The organism is Streptomyces ureilyticus, from assembly GCF_011045025.1.
Taxonomy (GTDB): domain Bacteria; phylum Actinomycetota; class Actinomycetes; order Streptomycetales; family Streptomycetaceae; genus Streptomyces; species Streptomyces ureilyticus.
In genome coordinates this window covers 1-21979 of the sequence record NZ_JAAKZX010000107.1, presented here as the reverse complement: position 1 = coordinate 21979, position 21979 = coordinate 1, and the positions used below count along the sequence as shown (strand labels likewise).

At 68.1% G+C, this 21979-nt stretch carries 16 protein-coding genes and 3 pseudogenes; 15 read left to right on the top strand and 4 right to left on the bottom strand.

All coding sequences use genetic code 11. The annotated features are described in order from the left end of the window. Positions 1–18: 18 nt before the first annotated feature. Positions 19–306 (bottom strand): hypothetical protein, encoded by a 288-nt coding sequence (locus tag G6048_RS28385; protein WP_165342438.1) that lies wholly within the window; start codon positions 304–306, stop codon positions 19–21. Between the two features lie 407 nt (positions 307–713). Here G6048_RS28385 and G6048_RS28380 point away from each other — a divergent pair, with 407 nt between their 5' ends. The 8 genes from G6048_RS28380 to G6048_RS28345 all read left to right on the top strand — a co-directional run bounded on the left by G6048_RS28380 (position 714) and on the right by G6048_RS28345 (position 13171). Continuing rightward, complete coding sequence (locus G6048_RS28380; protein WP_165342437.1) at positions 714–3083, top strand: ABC transporter family substrate-binding protein; 2370 nt, start codon at positions 714–716, stop codon at positions 3081–3083. 168 nt (positions 3084–3251) lie between these two features. Then, a complete protein-coding gene (gene typA / locus G6048_RS28375; protein ID WP_165342436.1) occupies positions 3252–5159 on the top strand; it encodes a translational GTPase TypA in 1908 nt (635 codons plus the stop codon). A gap of 418 nt (positions 5160–5577) precedes the next feature. Beyond that, positions 5578–6615 (top strand): ABC transporter permease, encoded by a 1038-nt coding sequence (locus tag G6048_RS28370; RefSeq protein ID WP_165342435.1) that lies wholly within the window; start codon positions 5578–5580, stop codon positions 6613–6615. Between the two features lie 103 nt (positions 6616–6718). Beyond that, entirely contained in the window at positions 6719–8515 is a 1797-nt protein-coding gene (locus tag G6048_RS28365; protein WP_165342434.1) for an ABC transporter substrate-binding protein, read from the top strand. A gap of 108 nt (positions 8516–8623) precedes the next feature. Continuing rightward, positions 8624–9601 (top strand): ABC transporter permease, encoded by a 978-nt coding sequence (locus G6048_RS28360; protein ID WP_165342433.1) that lies wholly within the window; start codon positions 8624–8626, stop codon positions 9599–9601. Positions 9602–9611: 10 nt separating this feature from the next. Then, entirely contained in the window at positions 9612–10673 is a 1062-nt protein-coding gene (locus G6048_RS28355) for an ABC transporter ATP-binding protein (protein WP_165342432.1), read from the top strand. A 13-nt stretch (positions 10674–10686) separates the two neighbouring features. Next, a complete protein-coding gene (locus tag G6048_RS28350) occupies positions 10687–11823 on the top strand; it encodes an ABC transporter ATP-binding protein (protein WP_165342431.1) in 1137 nt (378 codons plus the stop codon). An 844-nt stretch (positions 11824–12667) separates the two neighbouring features. Beyond that, entirely contained in the window at positions 12668–13171 is a 504-nt protein-coding gene (locus G6048_RS28345; RefSeq protein ID WP_165342430.1) for a hypothetical protein, read from the top strand. 176 nt (positions 13172–13347) lie between these two features. On the opposite strand, the pseudogene G6048_RS28340 reads toward G6048_RS28345, so the two are convergent. Together G6048_RS28340 and G6048_RS28335 are read right to left on the bottom strand one after the other, a co-directional pair. Beyond that, positions 13348–13593: pseudogene (locus G6048_RS28340) on the bottom strand (Uma2 family endonuclease); the annotation flags it as partial. Between the two features lie 116 nt (positions 13594–13709). Further along, on the bottom strand, positions 13710–13979 hold the full coding sequence (locus tag G6048_RS28335; RefSeq protein WP_165342429.1) for a hypothetical protein: 270 nt from the start codon (positions 13977–13979) through the stop codon (positions 13710–13712). A 164-nt stretch (positions 13980–14143) separates the two neighbouring features. Here G6048_RS28335 and G6048_RS28330 point away from each other — a divergent pair, with 164 nt between their 5' ends. Continuing rightward, entirely contained in the window at positions 14144–14512 is a 369-nt protein-coding gene (locus G6048_RS28330; protein WP_165342428.1) for a VOC family protein, read from the top strand. Between the two features lie 168 nt (positions 14513–14680). Here G6048_RS28330 and G6048_RS28325 read toward each other — a convergent pair whose 3' ends face one another. Further along, a complete protein-coding gene (locus tag G6048_RS28325; protein WP_165342427.1) occupies positions 14681–16807 on the bottom strand; it encodes a S9 family peptidase in 2127 nt (708 codons plus the stop codon). Positions 16808–16973: 166 nt separating this feature from the next. Here G6048_RS28325 and G6048_RS28320 point away from each other — a divergent pair, with 166 nt between their 5' ends. The 6 genes and pseudogenes from G6048_RS28320 to G6048_RS52240 form a co-directional block, all read left to right on the top strand. Beyond that, complete coding sequence (locus tag G6048_RS28320; RefSeq protein ID WP_165342426.1) at positions 16974–17168, top strand: hypothetical protein; 195 nt, start codon at positions 16974–16976, stop codon at positions 17166–17168. A gap of 300 nt (positions 17169–17468) precedes the next feature. After that, positions 17469–17582, top strand: a pseudogene (locus G6048_RS28315) (ATP-binding protein); the annotation flags it as partial. Between the two features lie 221 nt (positions 17583–17803). Beyond that, on the top strand, positions 17804–18685 hold the full coding sequence (locus G6048_RS28310; protein ID WP_165342425.1) for a hypothetical protein: 882 nt from the start codon (positions 17804–17806) through the stop codon (positions 18683–18685). Positions 18686–18970: 285 nt separating this feature from the next. Continuing rightward, positions 18971–19885 carry an N-acetyl-1-D-myo-inositol-2-amino-2-deoxy-alpha-D-glucopyranoside deacetylase gene (gene mshB / locus G6048_RS28305; protein ID WP_165342424.1) on the top strand — a complete coding sequence of 305 codons (915 nt, stop codon included), beginning with the start codon at positions 18971–18973 and terminating at the stop codon, positions 19883–19885. Continuing rightward, positions 19885–20337 (top strand): DUF6113 family protein, encoded by a 453-nt coding sequence (locus G6048_RS28300; RefSeq protein ID WP_165342423.1) that lies wholly within the window; start codon positions 19885–19887, stop codon positions 20335–20337. The genes mshB and G6048_RS28300 overlap by 1 nt, the downstream gene beginning before the upstream one ends. 166 nt (positions 20338–20503) lie before the next feature. Further along, positions 20504–21979, top strand: a pseudogene (locus G6048_RS52240) (hypothetical protein); the annotation flags it as partial.

The following is a 21979-nucleotide window of genomic DNA, read 5'->3' as shown; positions in this document are numbered from 1 at the left end:
GAGTGGACTCCAGTGGGATCAGGGTGCGTGCCGGTCGCGGGCGCCGAGACCCTCGTCGTCCGAGTCCGTCCACAGAGTGCTGTCGTACGGGGTGTCGGGGATGGACACGAGGTCGGGACGCCGCGGTGTCTTGAGGCCGGGGGCGGCCTCGCGCAGCAGCGCCACGCTCTCGCGCAGGTGGTCGGCGTCGGTGCGCACACGGCGCATCTCCAGACCGCCACCCATCTGCTGTTCCAGGCGCCCCACTGACCGGTACAGGTCGTCGAGCGCGCGCTGGACTGTTGTCAGGTCGTCTTGCACGGACATGACTTGCCCTCACTTCCGCGGACCCAGCGGCCCAAGGCGGCAACGTTCATGCGCCTGCGAGTGTCGCGCGTCACATCGGCCCCTGTGAAGAGATCTGCATGGATTAACCGATCGTGTCGCGCATTCACGCCACGCGCGCGCCCCCGCCGTCGGAGTCGCGCCCTCTATTGGTCCGGATGGGTGAGCTTTCGCCCACCCATCGTCGTGGCGCCACTCCGGCTCGGGGGCTTGGCCCTTCAGTAGGGCGATAGATCTGATCAACTCCATTATACGGCCAAATGTGATCTAGATAACTCAAATGCGACATTCGGCGCGGCAGGTCCGCGTGATCCGCCCGCGAGATCAGCCCGTGTGATCAGTCCCCGTGATCAACCCTTGTGATCAGAACCGCCCCGGAGGTATCAGTCATGTCCCACCACGGCGTCGGACCGCGCGCGGCCATGCGCTCGGTCGCGTTCCTCACGGCGGGCGTGCTCGCGGTGCCCTCCCTCGCCGCGTGCAGCGAGGAGGACCCGGCCGCCCGGCCCCTCGCCCGGCAGGACATCGCCCCCGCGGAACGCGACCGGATCGCCGACGGCGGCACCCTGCGCTGGGCCATGGACACCGTCCCGGCGACCCTCAACACCTTCCAGGCGGACGCCGACGCGGCCACCTCCCGGGTCGTCGGCGCGGTCCTGCCCTCGATGTACCGGTTCGACGAGAGGGGCCGGCCCGAGCGCAACCCCGACTACCTGGAGTCCGCGGAGATCGTCGAGCGCGAGCCCCAGCAGGTCGTGCTCTACAAGCTCAACCAGCAGGCCGTCTGGAGCGACGGCCGCGAGATCGGCGCCGCCGACTTCGCCGCCCAGTGGCGTGCCCTGTCCGGCAAGGACACCGCGTACTGGACGGCCCGCAACGCCGGCTACGAACGCATCGAGAAGATCGAACGCGGCGACAGCGACCTCGAGGTACGGGTCACCTTCCGCAAGCCGTACGCGGACTGGCGATCGCTGTTCTCGCCGCTGTACCCGAAGGACGTGATGGGCACCCCGGACGCCTTCAACGACGGCGCCCGCCGCAAGCTGAAGGTCACCGCAGGACCCTTCAGGATCGACGAGATCGACCGCAAGGCCGGCGACGTCAGGCTGAAGCGCAACCCGCGCTGGTGGGGCCACAAGCCCAGGCTCTCCGAGCTGGTGCTGCGCGCCGTACCGCGCAACAAGCGCGCCGCCGCGCTCGCCGCCGGCCGGCTCGACCTCGCCGAGATCGACCCCTCCGCGGCCCGGCGCGTCACAGCCGCCGCCCGCGCCAAGGGCTCGGCCGGGGCACCCCTCGCCCACGGCCCCGACGCCGAGCTCACCCCCGGCCAGGCGCTGCGCTCCTGGGCGATCGCGAACGGCTCCGACGAGGAGGCGGCCGACGAGGAGATCACCGCCCGCGAGCAGCGGACCGAGGCGATGGCGAAGTTCCGCGAGGAGCAGGCGGCGCTGCGCCGTTTCGTGGTCCGCAAGTCCCTGGAACCCGTCTACACCCAGCTCGCCCTCAACGGCGCCGAGGGCCCGCTCGCCGACGAACGCGTCCGCCGCGCCGTGGCCCGCGCCCTCGACCGCGACGAGCTCGCCAGGGTCGTACTCCAGCCCCTCGGCCTGCCCGCCGAACCTGTCGGCAGCCACCTCGCCCTCGCCGGACAGGCCGCATACGCCGACAACAGCGGCGCCCTCGGCGAACAGGACACCGAGGAGGCGCAGGCGCTGCTCTCGGACGCGGGCTGGAAACGGGGCGGGCCCGTCAAGGAGAAGAAGGGGGAGAAGGAGAAGGCGGCGAAGGGGGCCGGCGGCGAGGCCTCCGAGAAGCCGGAGAAGTCCAGGAAGTCGGAGAAGCCGAAGAAGCCGAAGAAGCCGGACGACGGTACGTACATCGTGGGCCAGGACAACAAGCCGGGTGCGGCTTACGACCCGGTCTCCGGCGAGGCGTCGTACGGCGAAGGTTCCGGCGACGACAGCAAGCCTGCCGGGCATGGCACCTCTGCCGTGCTCGTGCCCGCGCCCATCGACCAGTTGCGCACGGCGCTCCTCGACCAGGCCGCCGCGCAGGCGCAGCGCCGCGAGGCCGAGAAGGCCGACGAGGAGCAGGAAGCGAAGCAGGAGTCGGCGCAGGAGGGGAAGGCCAAGCGCGGCGGTGCGTCAGGGGCGTACGCGCCGAAGGGCACCGCCGCTCCCGCTCCCGCTCGTGCTGCGGCCAGGCCGCTCGCCAAGGACGGCAAGCCCCTGTCGTTGCGCTTCGTGCTCCCCTCAGGGCCGGGCACGGAGTCGCTGCGGGCGGTCGGTGAGCGCATCGCGCGGATGCTGAATGACATCGGCATCCGTACGGAGATCTCCAAGGTCTCCGACGCGAGCTACTTCAAGGACCACATCGCCTCCGGCCAGTACGACCTGGCCCTCTACTCCTGGCCCGCGTCCGCCTTCCCCGCCACCGACGCACGCCCCATCTACGCCAAGCCGGTACCGGCCGCGGACGGCTCCCTCAACGTCGAGCAGAACTACACCCGCGTCGGCACCGACCAGGTCGACCAGCTCTTCGACCAGGCCGCCGCCGAACTGGACGAGAGCAAGTCCCGCTCCCTGGTCCGCAAGGCGGACGCCCGCATCTGGGCCGCCGCCGGCTCGATCCCCCTCTACCAGCGCCCCCAGCTCGTAGCGGCCCGCACGAACCTGGTCAACGCGGGCGCGTTCGGCTTCGAGACACCGGTGTACGAGGACATGGGCTACCTGAAGAAGGGCACAAAGCGGACGTCCTGAGTCGGCGCCCGACCCGTCCTCCACTTCCGCGTATGAGGGGCTGTGGGACCTGCTTCCCACAGCTCCCCGTACGATGGGGTAAGGCCGTGGCACGTTCTGCCCGGCAGGGCCCGCGTAAACAAGATCTGCGCGTCGGCCGTTCACTCACCCCGGGAGAAGCGCCTCACTATGGCCACGCGCCACGACATTCGTAACGTCGCCATCGTCGCCCACGTCGACCACGGCAAGACCACACTGGTCGACGCCATGCTCAAGCAGGCCGGCTCCTTCGCCGCGCATGCCGCCGAGTCGCTCGACGACCGCATGATGGACTCGAACGACCTGGAGCGTGAGAAGGGCATCACGATCCTCGCCAAGAACACGGCGGTGAAGTACCACCCGAAGGATGGCGGCGACGTCATCACCATCAACATCATCGACACCCCCGGCCACGCCGACTTCGGCGGCGAGGTCGAGCGCGGTCTGTCGATGGTCGACGCGGTGGTCCTGCTCGTCGACGCCTCCGAGGGCCCGCTGCCGCAGACCCGTTTCGTGCTGCGCAAGGCGCTGCAGGCCCGGCTGCCCGTCATCCTGTGCATCAACAAGACGGACCGTCCGGACTCCCGTATCGACGACGTGGTGAACGAGGCGTACGACCTCTTCCTGGACCTCGACGCCGACGAGGACCAGATCGAGTTCCCCATCGTCTACGCGTGTGCACGGGACGGAGTCGCCTCGCTGACCAAGCCGGAGGACGGCACCGTCCCGGCCGACAGCGACAGCCTGGAGCCGTTCTTCTCCACGATCCTGGCGCACGTCCCGGCCCCGACGTACGACGAGGAGGCCCCCCTCCAGGCGCACGTCACCAACCTGGACGCGGACAACTTCCTCGGCCGTATCGCGCTGCTCCGCGTCGAGCAGGGCGAGCTGCGCAAGGGCCAGACGGTCGCCTGGATCAAGCGTGACGGCAGCGTCAGCAGCGTACGGATCAGCGAGCTGATGATGACCGAGGCGCTGACCCGCAAGCCCGCGGAGAAGGCAGGACCCGGCGACATCTGCGCCGTCGCCGGGATCCCCGACATCATGATCGGCGAGACCCTGGCCGACCCCGAGAACCCGGTCGCGCTGCCGCTGATCACGGTCGACGAGCCGGCCATCTCCATGACCATCGGTACGAACACCTCGCCGCTGGTCGGCCGTGGCGGCACCGGCAAGGGCGCCGACGCGAAGGCGGCCATCAAGGACCGCAAGGTCACGGCCCGTCAGGTGAAGGACCGTCTGGACCGCGAACTCGTCGGCAACGTCTCGCTGCGCGTGCTGGACACCGAGCGCCCCGACGCCTGGGAGGTCCAGGGCCGCGGTGAACTGGCCCTCGCGATCCTCGTCGAGACCATGCGCCGGGAAGGCTACGAGCTGACCGTCGGCAAGCCGCAGGTCGTCACCAAGGAGGTCGACGGCAAGCTGCACGAGCCGGTCGAGCGCATGACGATCGACGTCCCCGAGGAGCACATGGGCGCGGTCACGCAGCTCATGGGTGTCCGCAAGGGCCGGATGGACAACATGTCCAACCACGGCTCGGGTTGGGTCCGCATGGAGTTCGTGGTGCCGTCCCGCGGCCTCATCGGCTTCCGTACGGAATTCCTGACGAGCACGCGTGGCACGGGCATCGCGCACTCCATCCACGAGGGCCACGAGCCGTGGTTCGGCGCCCTCCAGACCCGTAACAACGGTTCACTGGTCGCGGACCGCGCCGGCGCCGTCACCGCGTTCGCGATGACGAACCTTCAGGAGCGCGGCGTGCTCTTCGTGGAGCCGGGCACCGAGGTGTACGAGGGCATGATCGTCGGCGAGAACTCGCGCGCCGACGACATGGACGTGAACATCACCAAGGAGAAGAAGCTCACCAACATGCGGTCGGCCTCGGCCGATTCGTTCGAGGCGATCGTCCCGCCGCGCAAGCTCTCCCTGGAGCAGTCCCTGGAGTTCTGCCGCGACGACGAGTGCGTCGAGGTGACCCCGGAGGCCGCCCGCATCCGCAAGGTGAAGCTGGACGGCCGGGAGCGGGCGCGGGCTGCCAGCCGGGCGAAGCACGGCTGACTCCTCCTCACCGAGGGCTCCTGAAAAGCCGGTTGACCCGGTTCTCCGCTGAGAGGAGAGCCGGGTTTTCGGTCTGCCTTCAGACCTTGTGCGGGGTACGCGGTGGCGCGATCTCATGGGCGTGTTGTTCGTGCGCTGTCAGTGACGTTCGAAAATCGGAGAGCAGGCGATCAAGTTTCGGACATGTAAACGGAAAACGCTCCGTCTATGTCCGTTATGAGAGAATTCAATCTCACCTGTCAAGCGCGATCAGGTGTCAGTCTTCGCAATTTTTGCTCAAAATATTGACGGTAGGGAGATCCCTATGTCTTCCGGGCTTGACGCGCGTTGACTCCCTTGGCGAAAGTTCCCCCAAACCACAGAACCTGCCGGTATCTGTGCTGCGCTCAACTTTCCGTCCCCCGGGGGAAGAACACACATGACAAGTCCAACCAAGGCCGAGGGCCCCGGCCCGTCGGTCGCCTTGGACCCTGAGCTGGCGGCGACCACCGAGATCGCCGTGCCCAAGAAGCTTGAGGGCCGTTCCCCCGGCCAACTGATGTGGCAGCGCTTCAAGCGAGACCGTACCGGCATGATCTCCGCCGGGGTAGTGATTTTCTTCTTCGTCGTCTCCGCACTGGCGCCGGTGATCTCCAAGCTGTACGGCAAGGACCCGTACACGCTGTACGCACAGGAGCCGGAGTACCCGTTCCTGCTCGACGACTTCGCCATGCCCAGCGGGGCATTCGGTGGTGTCTCCGGTGACTTCTGGTTCGGTGTCCAGCCTCAGCTGGGCCGCGACGTGTTCACGATGCTGCTGTACGGCATCCGCAACTCGCTCTTCATGGCCATGGTGCTGACGCTCCTTTGCGTCGTCACCGGTGTCCTCATCGGCCTGGTCGGCGGCTACTTCGGCGGCAAGGTCGACTACTGGCTGGGCCGGGTCACGGACTTCTTCCTGTCGTTCCCGAACCAGTTGTTCTTCATCGCCTTCATGCCCATCGTCACCGCGATGTTCGTCTCCCCGACGGATGAGACCCCCACCTACCTGCGCGTGGTCGCGATCATCCTGGTGATGTGGTTCCTCGGCTGGATGCCCATGGCCCGGCTCGTCCGAGGCTCGGTTGTCTCGCTGCGTGAGCGCGAGTTCATCGAGGCGGCCAAGGTCTCCGGCGCCTCGCGGTGGCGGATCGTCCGCAAGGAGATCCTGCCGAACGTCGTCACCCCGATCCTGGTGCAGGCCACGTACACGCTGCCCAGCAACATCCTGACGATCGCGTTCCTCTCATTCGTCGGGGTCGGCCTCGTCGAGCCGACCCCCGACTGGGGCCGGATGTTCCGCATCGGTGCCGAGATCTACGAACAGAACCCGTCGTTCCTGCTCTTCTCGGGCGGAGCACTGGTGATCTTCATTCTGGCTTTCAACCTCCTCGGTGACTCCGTCCGTGACGCGTTCGACCCGAAGACCGGACGGTGAAAACGTCCACGAGCAGGGGGGTGGCTGCCGCCCCCAGCGCCGGGCAACCGGATGGCCAGGCAGCACTTCTGGATAACGACCGACAGGTAGGTGCACAAGCATCATGAAGCCCATCCGATCGCGCTCTGTGAGAGCCATCGCCGCCATTGCGGTGGCCGGCTCGCTCGCGCTCACCGGCTGCTCCAGCGACAGCGGCAACGAATCGAAGGACCGGGCGAAGACCCAGGACGACGCGGCATCGCAGCAGAAGCCGGTCCAGTACGCCGACGCCGCGGCCTCGAACGGTCCCGCGGCGGAGGTGGCGGGCGCCAAATCCGGCGGCACGATCAACGTCTATGTGCAGTCGGACCTGTCCCACATGGACCCGGGCCAGATCTACGTCAGTGACGCGGGCCAGTTCGCCAACCTCGTGCACCGCGGTCTGACGAACTTCCAGGAGGACAAGAACGGCAACCTGAAGGTCGTCGGCGACGTCGCCACCGACTCGGGTCAGCCGTCCGACGGCGGCAAGACCTGGACGTACAAGCTCAAGAAGGGCGTCAAGGACGAGGACGGCAACGTCATCACGTCCAAGGACGTCCGCCACACGATCGAGCGCCAGTACTCGAAGGTCATCTTCGACGGCCCGACGTACGTCCAGACCTGGCTCTCCGGTGCCGACTACCGCAAGGACCTGCCGGACGGTCCGTACAAGGGCAAGCACCTTCCGGACACCGTCCTGGAGACCCCGGACGACGAGACGGTCGTCTTCCACTTCAACCAGCCGCGTCCCGACCTGCCGCAGGCTCTCGCCATGGCCGGTTACGCCATCGTGCCCGAGAAGCAGGACACGAAGGAGAAGTACGACAAGGCGCCGGCCGCGCTCGGCCCGTACAAGGTCTCCGAGTACAAGGCCGGCAAGTCCCTGAAGCTGGTCAAGAACACCCAGTGGGACGCGAAGACCGACTCGGTCCGGCACCAGTACGTCGACGGCTACAACTTCACCACCACGATCGACCAGGCCAGCCAGACCAAGCGCCTGATCGCCGACCAGGGTGAGGCCAAGAACGCGATCCAGTGGACCGACGCGGTCGACACGGCGCAGATCCAGGACGTCGTCTCCAACGCGGCGGTCAACAAGCGCACGGTCAAGGGCTACCAGCCGTACGTCTGGCAGATGTCCTTCAACCTTGACAAGATCAAGGACAAGAAGATCCGTGACGCCATCACGTACGCGATCCCGGCCCAGGCCATGGTCCAGGCCGACGGTGGCCGGTACGGCGGTGAGATCGCCGGTGGTCTGTTCGCCCCGACCCTGCCGGGCTTCGACGCGAAGTACGACCCGTACGGCAAGCTGAAGAAGCCCAACGGCGACCTCGAGAAGGCCAAGGAGCTGATCAAGGAGGCGGGCGTCAAGGAGGGCACCAAGCTCACCTACGCGTACTCCAACAGCCCGCGCGGCCAGGCGCAGCAGGTCATCATCAAGGACGCGCTGGCCAAGATCGGCTTCGATGTCCAGGCCAAGGAGATCGACCGCGCCACGTTCTACGAGCAGATCGGCAAGCTCAAGAACCCGTACGACCTCTACATGACCGGCTGGGGCCAGGACTGGCCGTCCCAGTCCACGGTCGTGACCCCGGTCTACGACGGCACGCAGATCGCCGACGGTTCGCCGAACTACTCGCACATCAACGACCCGCAGGTCAACAAGCTGATCGAAGAGGCTCTGAAGCTGGAGCCGGCTGAGGCCGCGGCGAAGTGGGAGCAGGCGCACAAGCGCATCGTCGAGGAGATCAACCCGGCTGCTCCGGTGTACTACTCGAAGACGATCCAGCTGTTCGGGTCGAACATCGGCGGTGCCAAGTACAGCGTCGAGTCGAGCTACATCGACATCAACAATGTGTTCCTGAAGCAGCCGTAACCGAGCGTCACGGCTGATCCGTGGGGGTGCGCGCCAGGCGGAGCGCACCCCCACGGACACCCATCCCCCTCACCGCACCGCCGCTTCCGAAGAGAGCAGCCGCCCGCCATGCTTCAGTTCCTCATCCGCAGGTCGATCAGCGCGGTCGCGATCATGTTCCTGATCGCCGCGTTCACGTTCTTCCTGTTCTACGCAGTCCCCCAGGACTTCGCCGCCCTCTCCTGCGGCAAGAACTGCTCGCCGGAGAACCTCGCTGTCATCCGGGAGAACCTCGGACTGGACAAGCCCATCACCACGCAGTTCTGGGACTTCATGGTCGGTATCGTGGCCGGCCGCGACTTCGCTGTCGGACACTGCTCGGCCCCGTGCCTGGGCGTGTCCTTCAAGAGCGGTGACTTCGTCTGGGACTCGCTCATGGACCGGTTCCCGCTGACGCTGTCGCTGACCATCGGCGGGCTCGTCATCTTCCTGCTGTTCGGTCTCGGCACCGGCATGCTCGCCGCCTGGAAGCGCGGCACCGTGGTCGACAAGCTCGCCAGCGGCGCGTCGATCGTGCTCAGCTCGTTTCAGATCTACCTGCTCGGCCCGATCGTCCTTGGCATCTTCGTCTACTCGACGGGCTGGATGGAGAACCCCAAGTACGTCCCGTTCACCGACGATCCGAGTGCCTGGTTCATCGGACTGCTCATCCCCTGGGCCGTGATGGCCACGATCTTCACCGCCCAGTACACGCGTATGTCCCGCTCGACCATGATCGAGCAACTGCAGGAGGAGCATGTCCGCACCGCGAGAGCGAAGGGCATGTCGCAGAAGTACGTGTTCTTCCGCTACGCCTGGCGCGGTGCCATGATCCCGATCGTCACCATCCTCGGCCTGGACCTCAGCTCGCTTCTCGCGGGCGGTGTGGTCACCGAGTTCACCTTCGACCTGGCGGGTATCGGCCGGCTCGCGGTGGAGTCGTCGTTGACCAAGGATCTGCCGCTGACGATGGGTGCCATGCTGTTCGGAGCCTTCTTCATCCTGATCCTGAACATCCTCGTGGACATCGCCTACGCGTTCATCGACCCGCGCGTGCGCCTCAGCTAGGAGAACGACCGTGACCACACTGACCAAGGTCGAAGACGCCCCGAACCCGACCGGTTCGGACGCCTTCCTCTCGGTCCGGGATCTGCGGGTGCAGTTCTCCACCGAGGACGGCGTCGTCAAGGCGGTCGACGGCCTGTCCTTCGACGTCGAGCGCGGCAAGACCCTGGGCGTCGTAGGTGAGTCGGGCTCCGGCAAGTCCGTCACCAACCTGACGATCCTCGGGCTGCACAGCCCCAAGACCACCACCGTCGAGGGCGAGATCGTCCTGGACGGCAAGGAGCTGATCACCGCCTCCGAGAAGGAGATGGAGAAGCTCCGCGGCAACAAGGCCGCCATGATCTTCCAGGACCCGCTGACCGCGCTCTCGCCGTACTACACGGTGGGCCGTCAGCTGTCCGAGCCGTTCATGAAGCACACCGGGGCCTCCAAGAAGGAGGCGAAGGCCCGGGCGATCGAGATGCTCGACAAGGTCGGCATCCCGCAGCCCCAGACCCGCTTCCACGACTACCCTCACCAGTTCTCCGGGGGTATGCGCCAGCGAGCGATGATCGCCATGGCGCTGATGTGCGACCCCGACCTGCTGATCGCGGACGAGCCGACCACCGCGCTCGACGTGACCGTGCAGGCGCAGATCCTGGACCTGCTGCGGGACCTCCAGCAGGAGTTCGGCTCCGCGATCATCTTCATCACACATGACCTGGGCGTCATCTCGCACATGGCCGACGATCTGCTGGTGATGTACGCGGGCCGGGCCGTGGAGCGGGGCAGCACCCGCGAGGTGCTTCGCACGCCCCAGCACCCGTACACCTGGGGCCTGTTGAGCTCGATGCCGAGGCTCGGCGGCGACCTCAACGAGGCGCTCACCCCCATCCCGGGGTCACCGCCCTCCCTGCTCAACCCGCCGTCCGGCTGCCCCTTCCACCCGCGCTGTACCTTCACGGGCGAGGTGGCGGGCAACCGCTGCGCCGACGAACGGCCGTCCCTGGCCGAAGGCCGCGCCGCCGCCTGCCACCTCTCGGGGGAGCAGAAGCAGACCATCTTCATCGACCAGATCCAGCCCCGGCTGCGCTAGGGAGAACCGAGACATGAGCGAGAACCTCACCCTCCCCGCACCGCAGGACTCGACCGGTACCTCGGCCGAGACGCTCCTCAGCGTCGAGGGCCTGACCAAGCACTTCCCGATCTACGGCGGCTTCCCGATCAAACGCAAAGTCGGCGCCGTTCAGGCCGTCGACGGCGTGGACCTGAGCGTCGGGGTCGGCGAGAGCGTCGGCCTGGTCGGCGAGTCGGGCTGCGGCAAGTCGACCACCGGCCGGCTGATCACGCGCCTGCTGGAGCCGACCGGCGGCAAGATCACGTACGCGGGCAAGGACATCGCGCACGCCTCGCGCAAGCAGCTCGCGCCGATCCGGTCCGAGATCCAGATGATCTTCCAGGACCCGTACTCCTCCCTGAACCCTCGGCAGACCGTCGGCACCATCATCAAGTCGCCGATGGAGGTCAACGGCATCGAGCCGCAGGGCGGCCGGGAGAAGCGCGTACGCGAACTCCTGGAGCTCGTCGGCCTCAACCCCGAGCACTACAACCGCTTCCCGCACGAGTTCTCCGGCGGTCAGCGTCAGCGCATCGGCGTGGCCCGGGCCCTGGCCCTCCAGCCGAAGCTGATCGTCGCGGACGAGCCGGTGTCGGCCCTGGACGTTTCGATCCAGGCGCAGGTCGTCAACCTGCTGCAGAAGGTCCAGCAGGAGATGGGCATCGCCTTCCTCTTCATCGCCCACGACCTCGCCATCGTGCGCCACTTCTCGCAGCGCGTGGCCGTGATGTACCTCGGCAAGGTGGTGGAGGTCGGCGACGGCGACTCGATCTACAACCGCCCCCGGCACCCCTACACCCATGCCCTCCTCTCGGCGGTCCCCGAGGTCGCCACCGAGGATTCCGAGGACCGCGAGCGCATCCGCCTCGCAGGCGACGTACCCTCCCCGATCCACCCCCCGTCCGGCTGCCGCTTCCGCACCCGCTGCTGGAAGGCCCAGGACAAGTGCGCCAGCGAGGAACCCCCGCTGATCCAGCTCTCCGGCAACCGCGGCGGCCACCTGACGGCCTGCCACTTCCCGGAAGACCCGACCACGGAGGCGCGGGACGAGGACGTGGTGATGGACCCGGCCCTGAAGGCGCTGGAGCAGGACGTGGCTGAGGCGGACGCCAAGGTCTCGAAGGGCTGACGCGCACGGAGCTCTCCCAGAGCCCAGCCCGTCGTGCGACGGTGATGACCTCGGGGCCGGGGGCGGGGTCGAAGGGACCCTGCCTCCGGCCCCGAATCGCCGTTGCACGACGGACCGGCGTCGACGACCGTCGAGTACGTCGGCGCAGTGGAATCGTGACGTGCTCTTGCTGACCTATGGCAGCCACCGGGCGGGCCGTCGATGGCCTCGGTGAAGGTGACACGGTCACCGACGTGACGGGCGTATGGGCCTCGTGTCGCACTTGTACGGCGTTGCCGTCGCCGACCGGGTCTCGTGTTCGGGCGTTCGGGCTTCCCGGGCCTGTATGGCGGGTCACCGCACGGCGCGAAGATTCCGCCGCAGCTCATCGTCCCCGTCGAGCTTTTGGGACGCGTGCCTGGTTATCAGGAACCAGTCCCAAGTAGAACTCGTCGCGGCGTAGTCCGACCCTGCCGAGGTGGCTGAGCAACGGGGATCCTGTCGCGGCCATCGGATCGCAGACGACACGTGTTCCGATGGCTGCGCTTGGTCTGTCCTGGTTAACCTGACTTGTGGCGAATTTTGCATCGATTGGTGAAATACGAGCCGACGTAGGGCGTAATAGCTTCAGGTGTGGTCTGAGTCGTTTTAGCTGGCAGTTTATGGAGGTTCTCAATCTTTCTGTCCTATTGATTTCGAGTTCCCTTCGATGGGGGATCTCGTGCGATTGGAGGGCAAGGTGCTGTCTGCGTATCGGCGTGAATCTCTTGGAGCTCAACTCTTGCTCAATTGAAGTGCGTGGTCGGTATTCGAGCTGATAGAACGGATGTGTCGCGGTCGATTGGGCCGTAACCGACTACGAACCTTGGACGGGGAATTGAACAGGAACAGGGTACTCACCGGCACTGTTACGACTCTGCTGCTTGCTGTCCTCGCGGCTATGATTCCGGCGACCGCGGCGCACGCAGAGGAGGGCGGTCGTTGGTACTTCAAGAACCAGTACAACGGAAAGTGCCTCAAGGGGAACGGCGAGGGCAGGAAGCTATCTCTGGGGACGTGTAAGAGGAAGAGTGCCTTCCACTGGATCAACTACGGATCGAGCGGGTTCGCCAACTTCAGCACCGACGTGTATCCGTATGGCGCTATTTGTATCAAAGACAACGGACGGACTAAGACGCCCACATTGGTGGCGTGCGGGAAGCCTAACACCAGCGGTTGGCAATACACCTCCGCTAACAACAATGCCAAGACAGGAATCGCGACCCTCTGCGGATACGTGCAGGCTGTGAGCACAACCAAGGTCACCTGCACGAAGCGCCCGGAAAATCGCAAGAAGATGACCTGGATAGTAAAGTACTCCTTGAACTGAAAGTCAGCTGTCCATGCTGGAGCTTAGGGACTGAATCCCCACCCTGCGGGGGGATTCGGTCCCATTTTCAGCTCCGGGGGTCTGACAGAGGATGTGCCAATTCCTGGGGAGGCTGTCACATCCGCGCGCTGCCGGCCCGTGTATAGCCGTCGGCGCATCGCTTGCGGGGCGAATCGTCAGCCAGGGCGGTTCTCGGTCTTGCCGTAGCGGCGAAAGGCGGAGGTCTCCACCGTCCACGGGCCGAACGGCACAGCGTCTCCGAAGATGTACGGGTCCTTGTGCCGGTAGCGGTTCTTGCAAGGGCCCGAGTGCACCTCGATGGTGCCAGTGCGAGGGTCGACGATCATGTAGTGCGCGATGCCCATAGCGGGGTACTCGGTGAGCTTCTCGCCGTGGTCGTTGTTCGGGTTGGACGGCGAGACGGACGCCGCTCCGTCCGCTGTGGCGGCGCTGCTTGTAGGGATCAAGTCCGGTGCGGTTCCGCGGAGTTGATCCCTGCGGCTAACCGGGAGTTGTCTTGACGGGCAGGGCGGCTGCCTCAAGTGCCGAAGTCGCTGTCGATGGCGTCCAGGAAGGCGTCCATGGCGGCATCGTCCCCGGGCGTGACGTCGGGCGCGCTCTCCTCGGCAGCGCGGCCGACCGCGTCCACCTCCGTGAACCGGGCCAGGACGCGCCGGCGCCGCGCCGCCTCGGCGAGTGCCGCCGTGCGTAGGAATGCGGAGAGACCGGGACCGGAGGCGGTTGCGGCCTCGCGGATCGCGGTGTCCTCACCAGGACCGACGGTGAGGGTGATGCGATGTGCCGCCATGCTTCCACCGTAGGGCGCTCTCGCGAACGGCGTCTGTTCGGCGGCCGCACGCGTCCTCATGCACGCGTCCGGAGAGGCGCGGACCGGCCCGATTAATCGTTCGACAGGCGACGGCGGCCGGGGAATGCTCGCCACGGCCACAACAAGCCTTCTGAAGGAGCCAGTTGAACATCGACAAGATCACCTTCGACTGTACCGGCGACCCGTACGACCTGGGCCTCTTCTGGAGTCGCCTCCTGGAACGCCCGTTGGCCGAAGACGACAAGCCCGGCGACCCGGAGGCCCTCATCGCGGACCCCGACGGCGGTCCCGCGCTGCTTTTCGTGCGGGTCGAGGAGGGCAAGACGGCCAAGAACCGGCTTCACCTGGATATGAAGCCGAAGGGGCGGACCCGTGCCGAGGAGGTTGAGCGGGCGCTCGCGCTCGATGCGCGGCTGCTCGACGACCGTACGCGGCCCGACGGCGGCGGGTGGGTCGTGCTGGCTGATCCCGAGGGCAACGAATTCTGTGTGGAGCGCGAAGCGTCCACGTAGCGCAGGGCTCGGCATAGGTGCACAAATGCACATCAACTTCGTTAACACGTAAGCAACTTCGCCGACCCGATACCGATATACGGACGCGTCAAGCTCGACAGCGTACGGCCGTGCGGGTGCCGTAGACCGGCCGGGGCGCGCCATGTCTCCCCGGCCGGTCGCACGCGTTCAGGGCACGTTCAGGGTGCGCTTCAGGAAGTCGACCTGGAGCAGCAGCAAGTTCTCGGCCACCTGTTCCTGCGGGGTCATGTGCGTGACTCCGGAGAGCGGCAGCACCTCGTGGGGGCGGCCGGCGGCCAAAAGTGCCGAAGACAGGCGCAGGCTGTGGGCCACCACCACGTTGTCGTCGGCCAGGCCGTGGATGATCATCATCGGGCGGACGGGTTCGGCGGCGCCGACCAGGCCGTTGTCGTCGATCAGGGAGTTCGCGGCGTAGACCTCGGGCTGCCGGTTCGGGTCGCCCAGGTAGCGCTCCGTGTAGTGGGTGTCGTACAGGCGCTGGTCGGTGACCGGGGCGCCCACGACGGCCGTGTGGAAGACGTCCGGGCGGCGCAGCGCCGCGAGGCCGGCGAGATAGCCGCCGAACGACCAGCCGCGGATGGCGACCCGGTTCAGGTCCAGCGGGAAACGCTCGGCGAGCGCCTGGAGCGCGTGGATCTGGTCGTCCAGGACGATCGCAGCCATGTCGTCCTTGATCGCCTTCTCCCAGGCCGGCGAGCGGCCCGGCATCCCGCGCCCGTCCGCGACGATCACCGCGAAGCCCTGGTCGGCGAACCACTGCGAGGTGAGGTATGGGTTGTGCGCCGCCAGCACCCGCTGTCCGTGCGGGCCGCCGTACGGGTCCATCAGGACCGGCAGCGGACCGTCGCCGTCGGTGTGGCCCGTGGGGAGCAGGACGGCGCACGGCACACGGCGCGCGCCCGCCTCCGTGAGGCTCACGCGCGGGCTCAGTCCGGGGTCTTCGGCGTACGAGGCCACAGTCGCCGCCGCCTTGCCCTCGTGCAGCACGCGCACCTGGGCGCCGGGGCGGTCGGGGACGGCCGAGACGAGCACCGTCACGGGGCCGGAGCGCACCGCCGAGTGCACTCCGGGCTCCTGCGAAAGGCGTTCCACGCCAAGGTCGTTGACCCGGTAGACGTGGACCTCGCCGATCTCGGGAGCAGCAGCCGCCGCCTCGCCCGCCGACGCGGACACCAGCACATCGTCCTCCGAGACGTCGAGCACCGCGCGTACGTGCAACTGCGGCCCCGTCAGCGGGCGTTCACCCACCGCGAGCACCCGCGCCCCGCCCTCGTCGGCGATCCGCACGAGCTGTCCGGCGGGGCTCCAGCAGGGCACGCCGGGGAAAAGATCCAGCCATTGTGGGTCTTCGTCCGCGTGCACCATCCGGGTCGCCCCGGTGTCCGGGTCCACGGCCAGGTAGAGCTGGCTCCGCTGGTCCCGCGCCTGTACGAGGAGGAGCGGCGCCCCGGCCGCTGACCAGTGCACTCGTGCCAGATAGGGGTAGCGCGCCCGGTCCCACACGACCTCCGTACGCGCCCCGTCGAGCCCGAACACGAAGAGGCGTACGTCCGCGTTGTCGGTTCCGGCCGCCGGATACGCGACCTGCTGCGGAGCCTGTTCCGGCCGCGCGGGGTCGGCGATCCACCAGCGGCGTACGGGCGCGTCGTCGGCCCGCGCCACCAGCAGCCGGTCCGAGTCGGGCGACCACCAGAAGCCGCGCGAACGGCCCATCTCCTCCGCCGCGATGAACTCGGCCAGGCCGTACGTCACCGTCTCCGACTCGGGTTCCGCGAGCGCTCGGTCGCCCTCGCCCTCGGCGCCGGTCACCCGCAGGGCGCCCCCGGTGACGTACGCCACGAGCCGTCCGTCGGGGGACGGGCGCGGGTCCAGCACGGGGCCGGGCACGGGCAGTTCACGCGCCGTACCGGCCCGCAGTTCGGCCGTGAACAGCCGCCCGGACAACGCGAAGCAGGCCAACTCCGCCGCCGTGTCGGTGGCATAGCCGACGATGCCCGCGCCGCCCTCCCGGCTGCGCTCCCGGCGCGCCCTCTCCTCGGCCGACAACCGCTCGGTAGCGCCGCCGAGCAGCGCCTGCGGATCGGCGGCGACGCGTTCCTCGCCGTCCGCGACATCGAGGACCCACAGCAGATTCGCCCGGTCCGTGCCGGAGCGGGACCGCAGGAACGCGACCCGGGAACCGTCGGGCGCCACGGTGAAGGCGCGGGGCGCGCCTAGCGAGAAGCGCAGGGTGCGCGCCTGCCGGCGCGGAAAGGAGAGAGGCTCGGTGGTCATGCCCCCGACCATATTGGCCATGCGCCCCCTTGTGCGGCTGTGCGCCGATCGATGCGCACGGATGGATAGTTATGATCAATGGCGCTGCCTGGGTATGAACCCGCTGGCTGCCGTACTGACCCGTACTGACCCGACGCGTCCCTGGGAACCTTGGAGGTGAACCGCCGTGGCACTCTCGATTTCGGCGGTGGTGCTGCTGGCGATCATCGTCTTCCTGCTGGTCAAGAAATCGGGACTGAAGGCCGGTCACGCGGTCGTCTGCGTCCTGTTCGGCTTCTACCTGGCCAGCTCGACGATCGCGCCCACGATCAGCGAGGTGACGAACAACATCGCGGGCATGATCGGGGACATCAAGTTCTGAGCGGCCTCAGGAGCCGCGCTTCATAGGCATACGCCGGGGCCCTGTGGGGGCGGGGCCCCGCCTCTGGCCGACCCGAATGCCGCGTACGCCAGCGCCGGGCAGTTCGGCGACGTACTGGCCGAGGAGATCGTCCGCGACCTCCAGTCAGCCCTGAACGAGTTCACGGCCATCGCCCGTTCGTTGGGCGGCGAGGTCGACGTACCGGAGGCCGAGGTCGAGTAGTCGGCTGGTCAGCCTTCGGACACGTACGGCACGAAGTCGGCCCACGCCTTCGGCGACAGCGCGAGCTGAGGGCCGTCGGTGTCGTCCACCCCACGCGGCGCCCGCCTCGCCCGGCTCCTCGCCACGGAGTGGCTGCGCACCTGGGATCTGCCGTACGGCGTCCCCGACCGGGCCGCCCACGTGGTCGCCGAACCCGGCACCCGCTGCCGCAACTGCACCGAGCGCCAGGCCCAGCCACCCGCCTTCACGGCCGTCTGACGGAACGCCGCAGGCTCACCCCTGCGGGTGAATATCACCAACTGGGCTTCTTTCAGGGCGTGTTGCTGCCTTACGTTCGCTACAGAACTTGCCTCTGGCATGTGCTTCCAGCGGCTTCCGTCAGCTCTCCGTCCGCCCGCTCACAGGGAACCCTCATGGTCAACTCGCCCCACGAGGCGATGCACCGCATCTTCCAGGAGTACCCCGGCCTGTTCACCGGCGTCTCCAAGGTCCTCGGCCTCCCGTTTGTCCAGCCCACGTCTGTCACGGTTCTGCCGACCGATCTCACAGAGATTCAGCCTGTTGAACGCCGTGTCGACACACTCCTGCGCTTCGACGGTGCCGAGCCGATGCTGCTGGCCGTCGAAGCACAGAGTGAGAAGGACCCGAACAAACCCGCCAGCTGGGCCTACTACCTGTCCTTCGTACGCGCCAAGTACAAGATCCCGGTCCTGCTGCTGGTCGTCTGCCAGGACCGGGCCACGGCCGAGTGGGCCGCCCAGCCCGTATCCCTCGGCCCTCCCCAGTGGCCCGCACTCACCTTTCGCCCGCTCGTGGCGGGTCCGCACAACATGCCCGTGATCACTGACCCGCATGAGGCTCGCGCCGACCTGGCGCTGGCCACGCTGTCCGCCGTTACCCACGCGAAGAATCCGGATGTCGGTGGGATACTGAAGGCCCTCTCCACCGCTCTTCAGGACGTGCCCGAAGCGGTCGCAGACCCCATCATCGAATTCACTGCACAAGGCCTGAGCGGCAACCGCCGCGCCACGCAACTCTGGAGGAACTTGATGGCCGTGGACCTCTCCTTCTACAAGTCCTGGCTCTCCGAAGAGATCCGTGACGAGGGGCGTGCTCAGAGGGGCGCGGAGGACATCCTGCTCGTCCTGGAGGCACGCGGCCTCGACGTCTCCGACGAGATCCGCGAACGCATCACCGCCTGCGACGACCCGGACCTCCTCCGCCGGTGGCTCACCCGAGCCGTCACCGCGCCATCCGCCGAAGAGATCTTCACTGACGCGGGAGAAGACGCCTGAGACCTGCGGGAGCCGTCAGGCCTGACCACCGGCCTCTACGGCTCCCGCATCCGGACGGACGTGATCCGGAAACGGTGGGGACCGGAATCAGCCACCTCCGTCCGAGCTGGTCCGACCGGCTTGACTGGCCCCCGTGTGGCTCGGGAATCGGGCACGTAGAGATCGTGACGATGAGTTGCACGGGGTGACGGTGTGACGGGGCGATGTCAATGACGGGCAGCCTGGAAGCCTCGTACGGCCGGGGCCCAGGGAGCCGCGTACGGTCCTGGCTCATAGGGTGGGCCCATGACGGAACTGCCCGGCCGCCGACTGCTCCTGGTGCACGCGCACCCGGACGACGAGTCGATCAACAACGGCGCGACCATGGCCCGGTACGCGGCCGAGGGCGCCCAGGTCACCCTGGTGACCTGCACGCTGGGCGAGCGGGGCGAGGTCATTCCGCCCGAGCTCGCTCATCTCACCGGCGAGGCCCTCGGCAGCCACCGCCGCACGGAACTCGCGGCGGCGATGGACGCCCTCGGCGTGCACGACTTCCGCTCCCTCGGCGGCTCCGGCCGCCACCAGGACTCCGGGATGATGGGCCTGCCCGACAACGACGACCCGCGCTGCTTCTGGCAGGCGGACCTCGACGAGGCCGCCGCGGAGCTTGTCGGGGTGATCCGCGAGGTACGGCCGCAGGTGCTGGTCACCTACGACCCCGACGGGGGTTACGGCCACCCCGACCACATCCAGGCCCACCGGGTCGCGATGCGCGCCGCGGACCTGGCCGCCGAGCCGGACTTCCGCCCGGACCTCGGCACAGCCTGGACGATCACGAAGATCTACTGGAACCGCGTACCGCGCTCCGTCGCCGAAGAGGCCTTCGCGCGCCTGAAGGACGTACTGGACGAACTGCCCTTCCCCGCCTCCGCCGCCGTCGACGACGTTCCCGGTGTGGTGGACGACACTCTGATCACGACGGAGATCGACGGCACGGCGCACGCCGCCGCCAAGGCCGCCGCGATGCGGGCGCACGCCACGCAGATCGAGGTCGTGGAGCCGTGGTTCGCGCTGTCGAATCAGCTCGCGCAGCCGATTTTCCTCGTGGAGTACTACGAGTTGGTGCGGGGTGAACGGGGTGAACGGGGTGGGGCGGCTTCCGGGGCGCCGGAGGCGGACCTGTTTGCGGGGATTTCGGGGACTTCTGAGGTGAGTGCGTGATGAGTACGGCGAACAGGGCGAACAGATCAAGTGCGCGCAGCACCGGTGGTACGGGGAGCATGCTCGCGCAGCCGTTGGTGCCGCCCTCGGGGGCCCGAATTGCCGCCTATCTGGGGCTGTTTGCGCTGGGTGCGGTGGTCGGGGCGGCCGGGGGGCTGGTTCAATCCGGCTGGTTCCCGGGCGGGTTGCTGCTCGCGCTCGCCGGGGCGGCCGGGCTCTTCCTGGGTGCGGCGCGGGCGCTCGGCAGCCGGGCCGGGGCGGTGGCGCCCGCGGCCGGGTGGATGGTCGCCGTCATCCTGCTCACCGCCAGCCGACCGGAGGGCGACTTCCTCTTCGCCGCGGGAGCCGGGTCGTACCTCTTCCTGCTCGGCGGGATGGCTGTGGCTGTGATGTGCGCCACGCTTGGTGCGGGGCGGCAACCACCTGGCTCCACCGCCCGACTTGGCAAGTGACGTACTACTTCGCCGCAGAACGCGCGTGGGGGTCCGGTGTGGGTTTCCTCAGCGGTCGCCGGATAAGCGCCAGAGGTGGCCAGTATGGTGGTGCGCGCCGCCGAGCCGCCCGAAACGAGGTTGAGGTCGAGTACACGGGCGGCGGAGCCAATCGGGAGAACCTGCCTTGAGTCGTGAAACTGACAGTTCGTCCTCCGGGCCCAACGGGCGCGGCGGAACCGCCTACCCGTCGGGCACGCCGCCGTACGGGACCCCCACGGGTCCCGAAGACGGTGCCGACGTGGGGCGTTCCGCCGGTGAACGGCCGGAGGAGGTCAAAACCGAGACCACGCTGACGACACGGATCCGGATCAACATCCCTGGATCCAGGCCCATTCCGCCGGTCGTCGTGCGGACGCCCGTCGCTGACGCCGAGAAGTCCGACAGCGGCTCGAAGAGCACGAACGGTGCGAACGGGTCGGCCGGTTCGGCTGGTTCGGCCAGACCGGCTTCCGCCGCGGCCGAAGCGGGGCCGAGCGCTTCCTCGGGTGTGCCCAAGTCCCCGGATCCCGCGCCGTCTTCCGGCCCCGGCGCCGCCGCCGAGGAGAAGACGAGCGACTGGTTCGCGCCTCGTAAGTCCGGTGCGCCCAAGGGCGGTCAGGGCGGTGGCTCGACCAATGGGGCGGGTATCTCCGGCAGTTCGGCGGGTACGGGCTCGGGTGCCTCCACAGGTACGGGCGCTGCCGGCGCCCGTCCCGGGAGCGCGGGTGCGCGTCCCAGTGGAGCGCCAAGGCCCGGCGGCGGGAACGGCACGAATGGTGCGGGGCTGCCCGGTGCGGGCGGCACCAGTGCTGTGGCGCCGGGGCATGGTGGCGGTACCGGGTCCTTTGACGTGTCCGGTGTGCTGGCGGCGGGGCCGCTGGGAGCCGGTAGCGGGAGTGGCTCCGGGAACGCGAATGGGGCGAACGGCGCCAGTGACGACGCCTCGCGGCGCGATGATCTGCCGTACTTCTCCGAAGGCGGCCGGAGTGGCCAGGGCGGACCTGACGGTCCGGGCGGTCCCTCCGGGCCGACCGGTGGACCGGTCACCGGGGACGGGCCGATGGCGCCTGGCGGTGCCGGGCGGCCGGGGGGCCAGGGAGGTCCTGACAGTTTCGGAGGGCCTGGTGGGATCGGGGGCCAGGGAGTCCCGGGCAGCCACGGTGCTTCCGGTGGACCGAACTACGCCGGCGGCCCAGGCGGATCCGGCTCGCCGGCCGGTGGACCTGGCCGTCGTGGAGGTCCGGGTGCTCCGGGGGACCCTGGTTCTCTGGGTGGTCCGAACGGGCTGGGCGGGCCGAATGGTCCGGGCGGTCCCGGTGGATCCGGCGCTCCGGCCGACGGCCCTGGGTGGTCCGGGGGCCCCGGTGGCCCTGGTTCCCCGAGTGGTCTGACCGGTCCCGGTGGCCCGAACGGGCTTGGCGGACCTGGTGGATCGGGTGCTCCGGCGGGCGGTCCTGGGTGGTCCGGGAATTCCGGTGGTCCCGGTTTCCTGAATGATCCGAACCGGCCGGGCGGGCCTGGTGGATCCGGTGCTCCGGCCGGCGGCCCCGGTGGTCCGGATGGCCCCGGCTCCCCGAGCGGTCCCAACGGGCCCGGCGGCCCGAACGGCCCTGGCAGTGGC

Bases quoted from the DNA above. Each gene is read 5' to 3' on its own strand.
- G6048_RS28385 (WP_165342438.1), bottom strand. From the start codon at position 306: ATGTCCGTGCAAGACGACCTGACAACAGTCCAGCGCGCGCTCGACGAC.
- G6048_RS28380 (WP_165342437.1), top strand. From the start codon at position 714: ATGTCCCACCACGGCGTCGGACCGCGCGCGGCCATGCGCTCGGTCGCG.
- typA (WP_165342436.1), top strand. From the start codon at position 3,252: ATGGCCACGCGCCACGACATTCGTAACGTCGCCATCGTCGCCCACGTC.
- G6048_RS28370 (WP_165342435.1), top strand. From the start codon at position 5,578: ATGACAAGTCCAACCAAGGCCGAGGGCCCCGGCCCGTCGGTCGCCTTG.
- G6048_RS28365 (WP_165342434.1), top strand. From the start codon at position 6,719: ATGAAGCCCATCCGATCGCGCTCTGTGAGAGCCATCGCCGCCATTGCG.
- G6048_RS28360 (WP_165342433.1), top strand. From the start codon at position 8,624: ATGCTTCAGTTCCTCATCCGCAGGTCGATCAGCGCGGTCGCGATCATG.
- G6048_RS28350 (WP_165342431.1), top strand. From the start codon at position 10,687: ATGAGCGAGAACCTCACCCTCCCCGCACCGCAGGACTCGACCGGTACC.
- G6048_RS28335 (WP_165342429.1), bottom strand. From the start codon at position 13,979: ATGGCGGCACATCGCATCACCCTCACCGTCGGTCCTGGTGAGGACACC.
- G6048_RS28325 (WP_165342427.1), bottom strand. From the start codon at position 16,807: ATGACCACCGAGCCTCTCTCCTTTCCGCGCCGGCAGGCGCGCACCCTG.
- G6048_RS28310 (WP_165342425.1), top strand. From the start codon at position 17,804: ATGGTCAACTCGCCCCACGAGGCGATGCACCGCATCTTCCAGGAGTAC.
- mshB (WP_165342424.1), top strand. From the start codon at position 18,971: ATGACGGAACTGCCCGGCCGCCGACTGCTCCTGGTGCACGCGCACCCG.
- G6048_RS28300 (WP_165342423.1), top strand. From the start codon at position 19,885: ATGAGTACGGCGAACAGGGCGAACAGATCAAGTGCGCGCAGCACCGGT.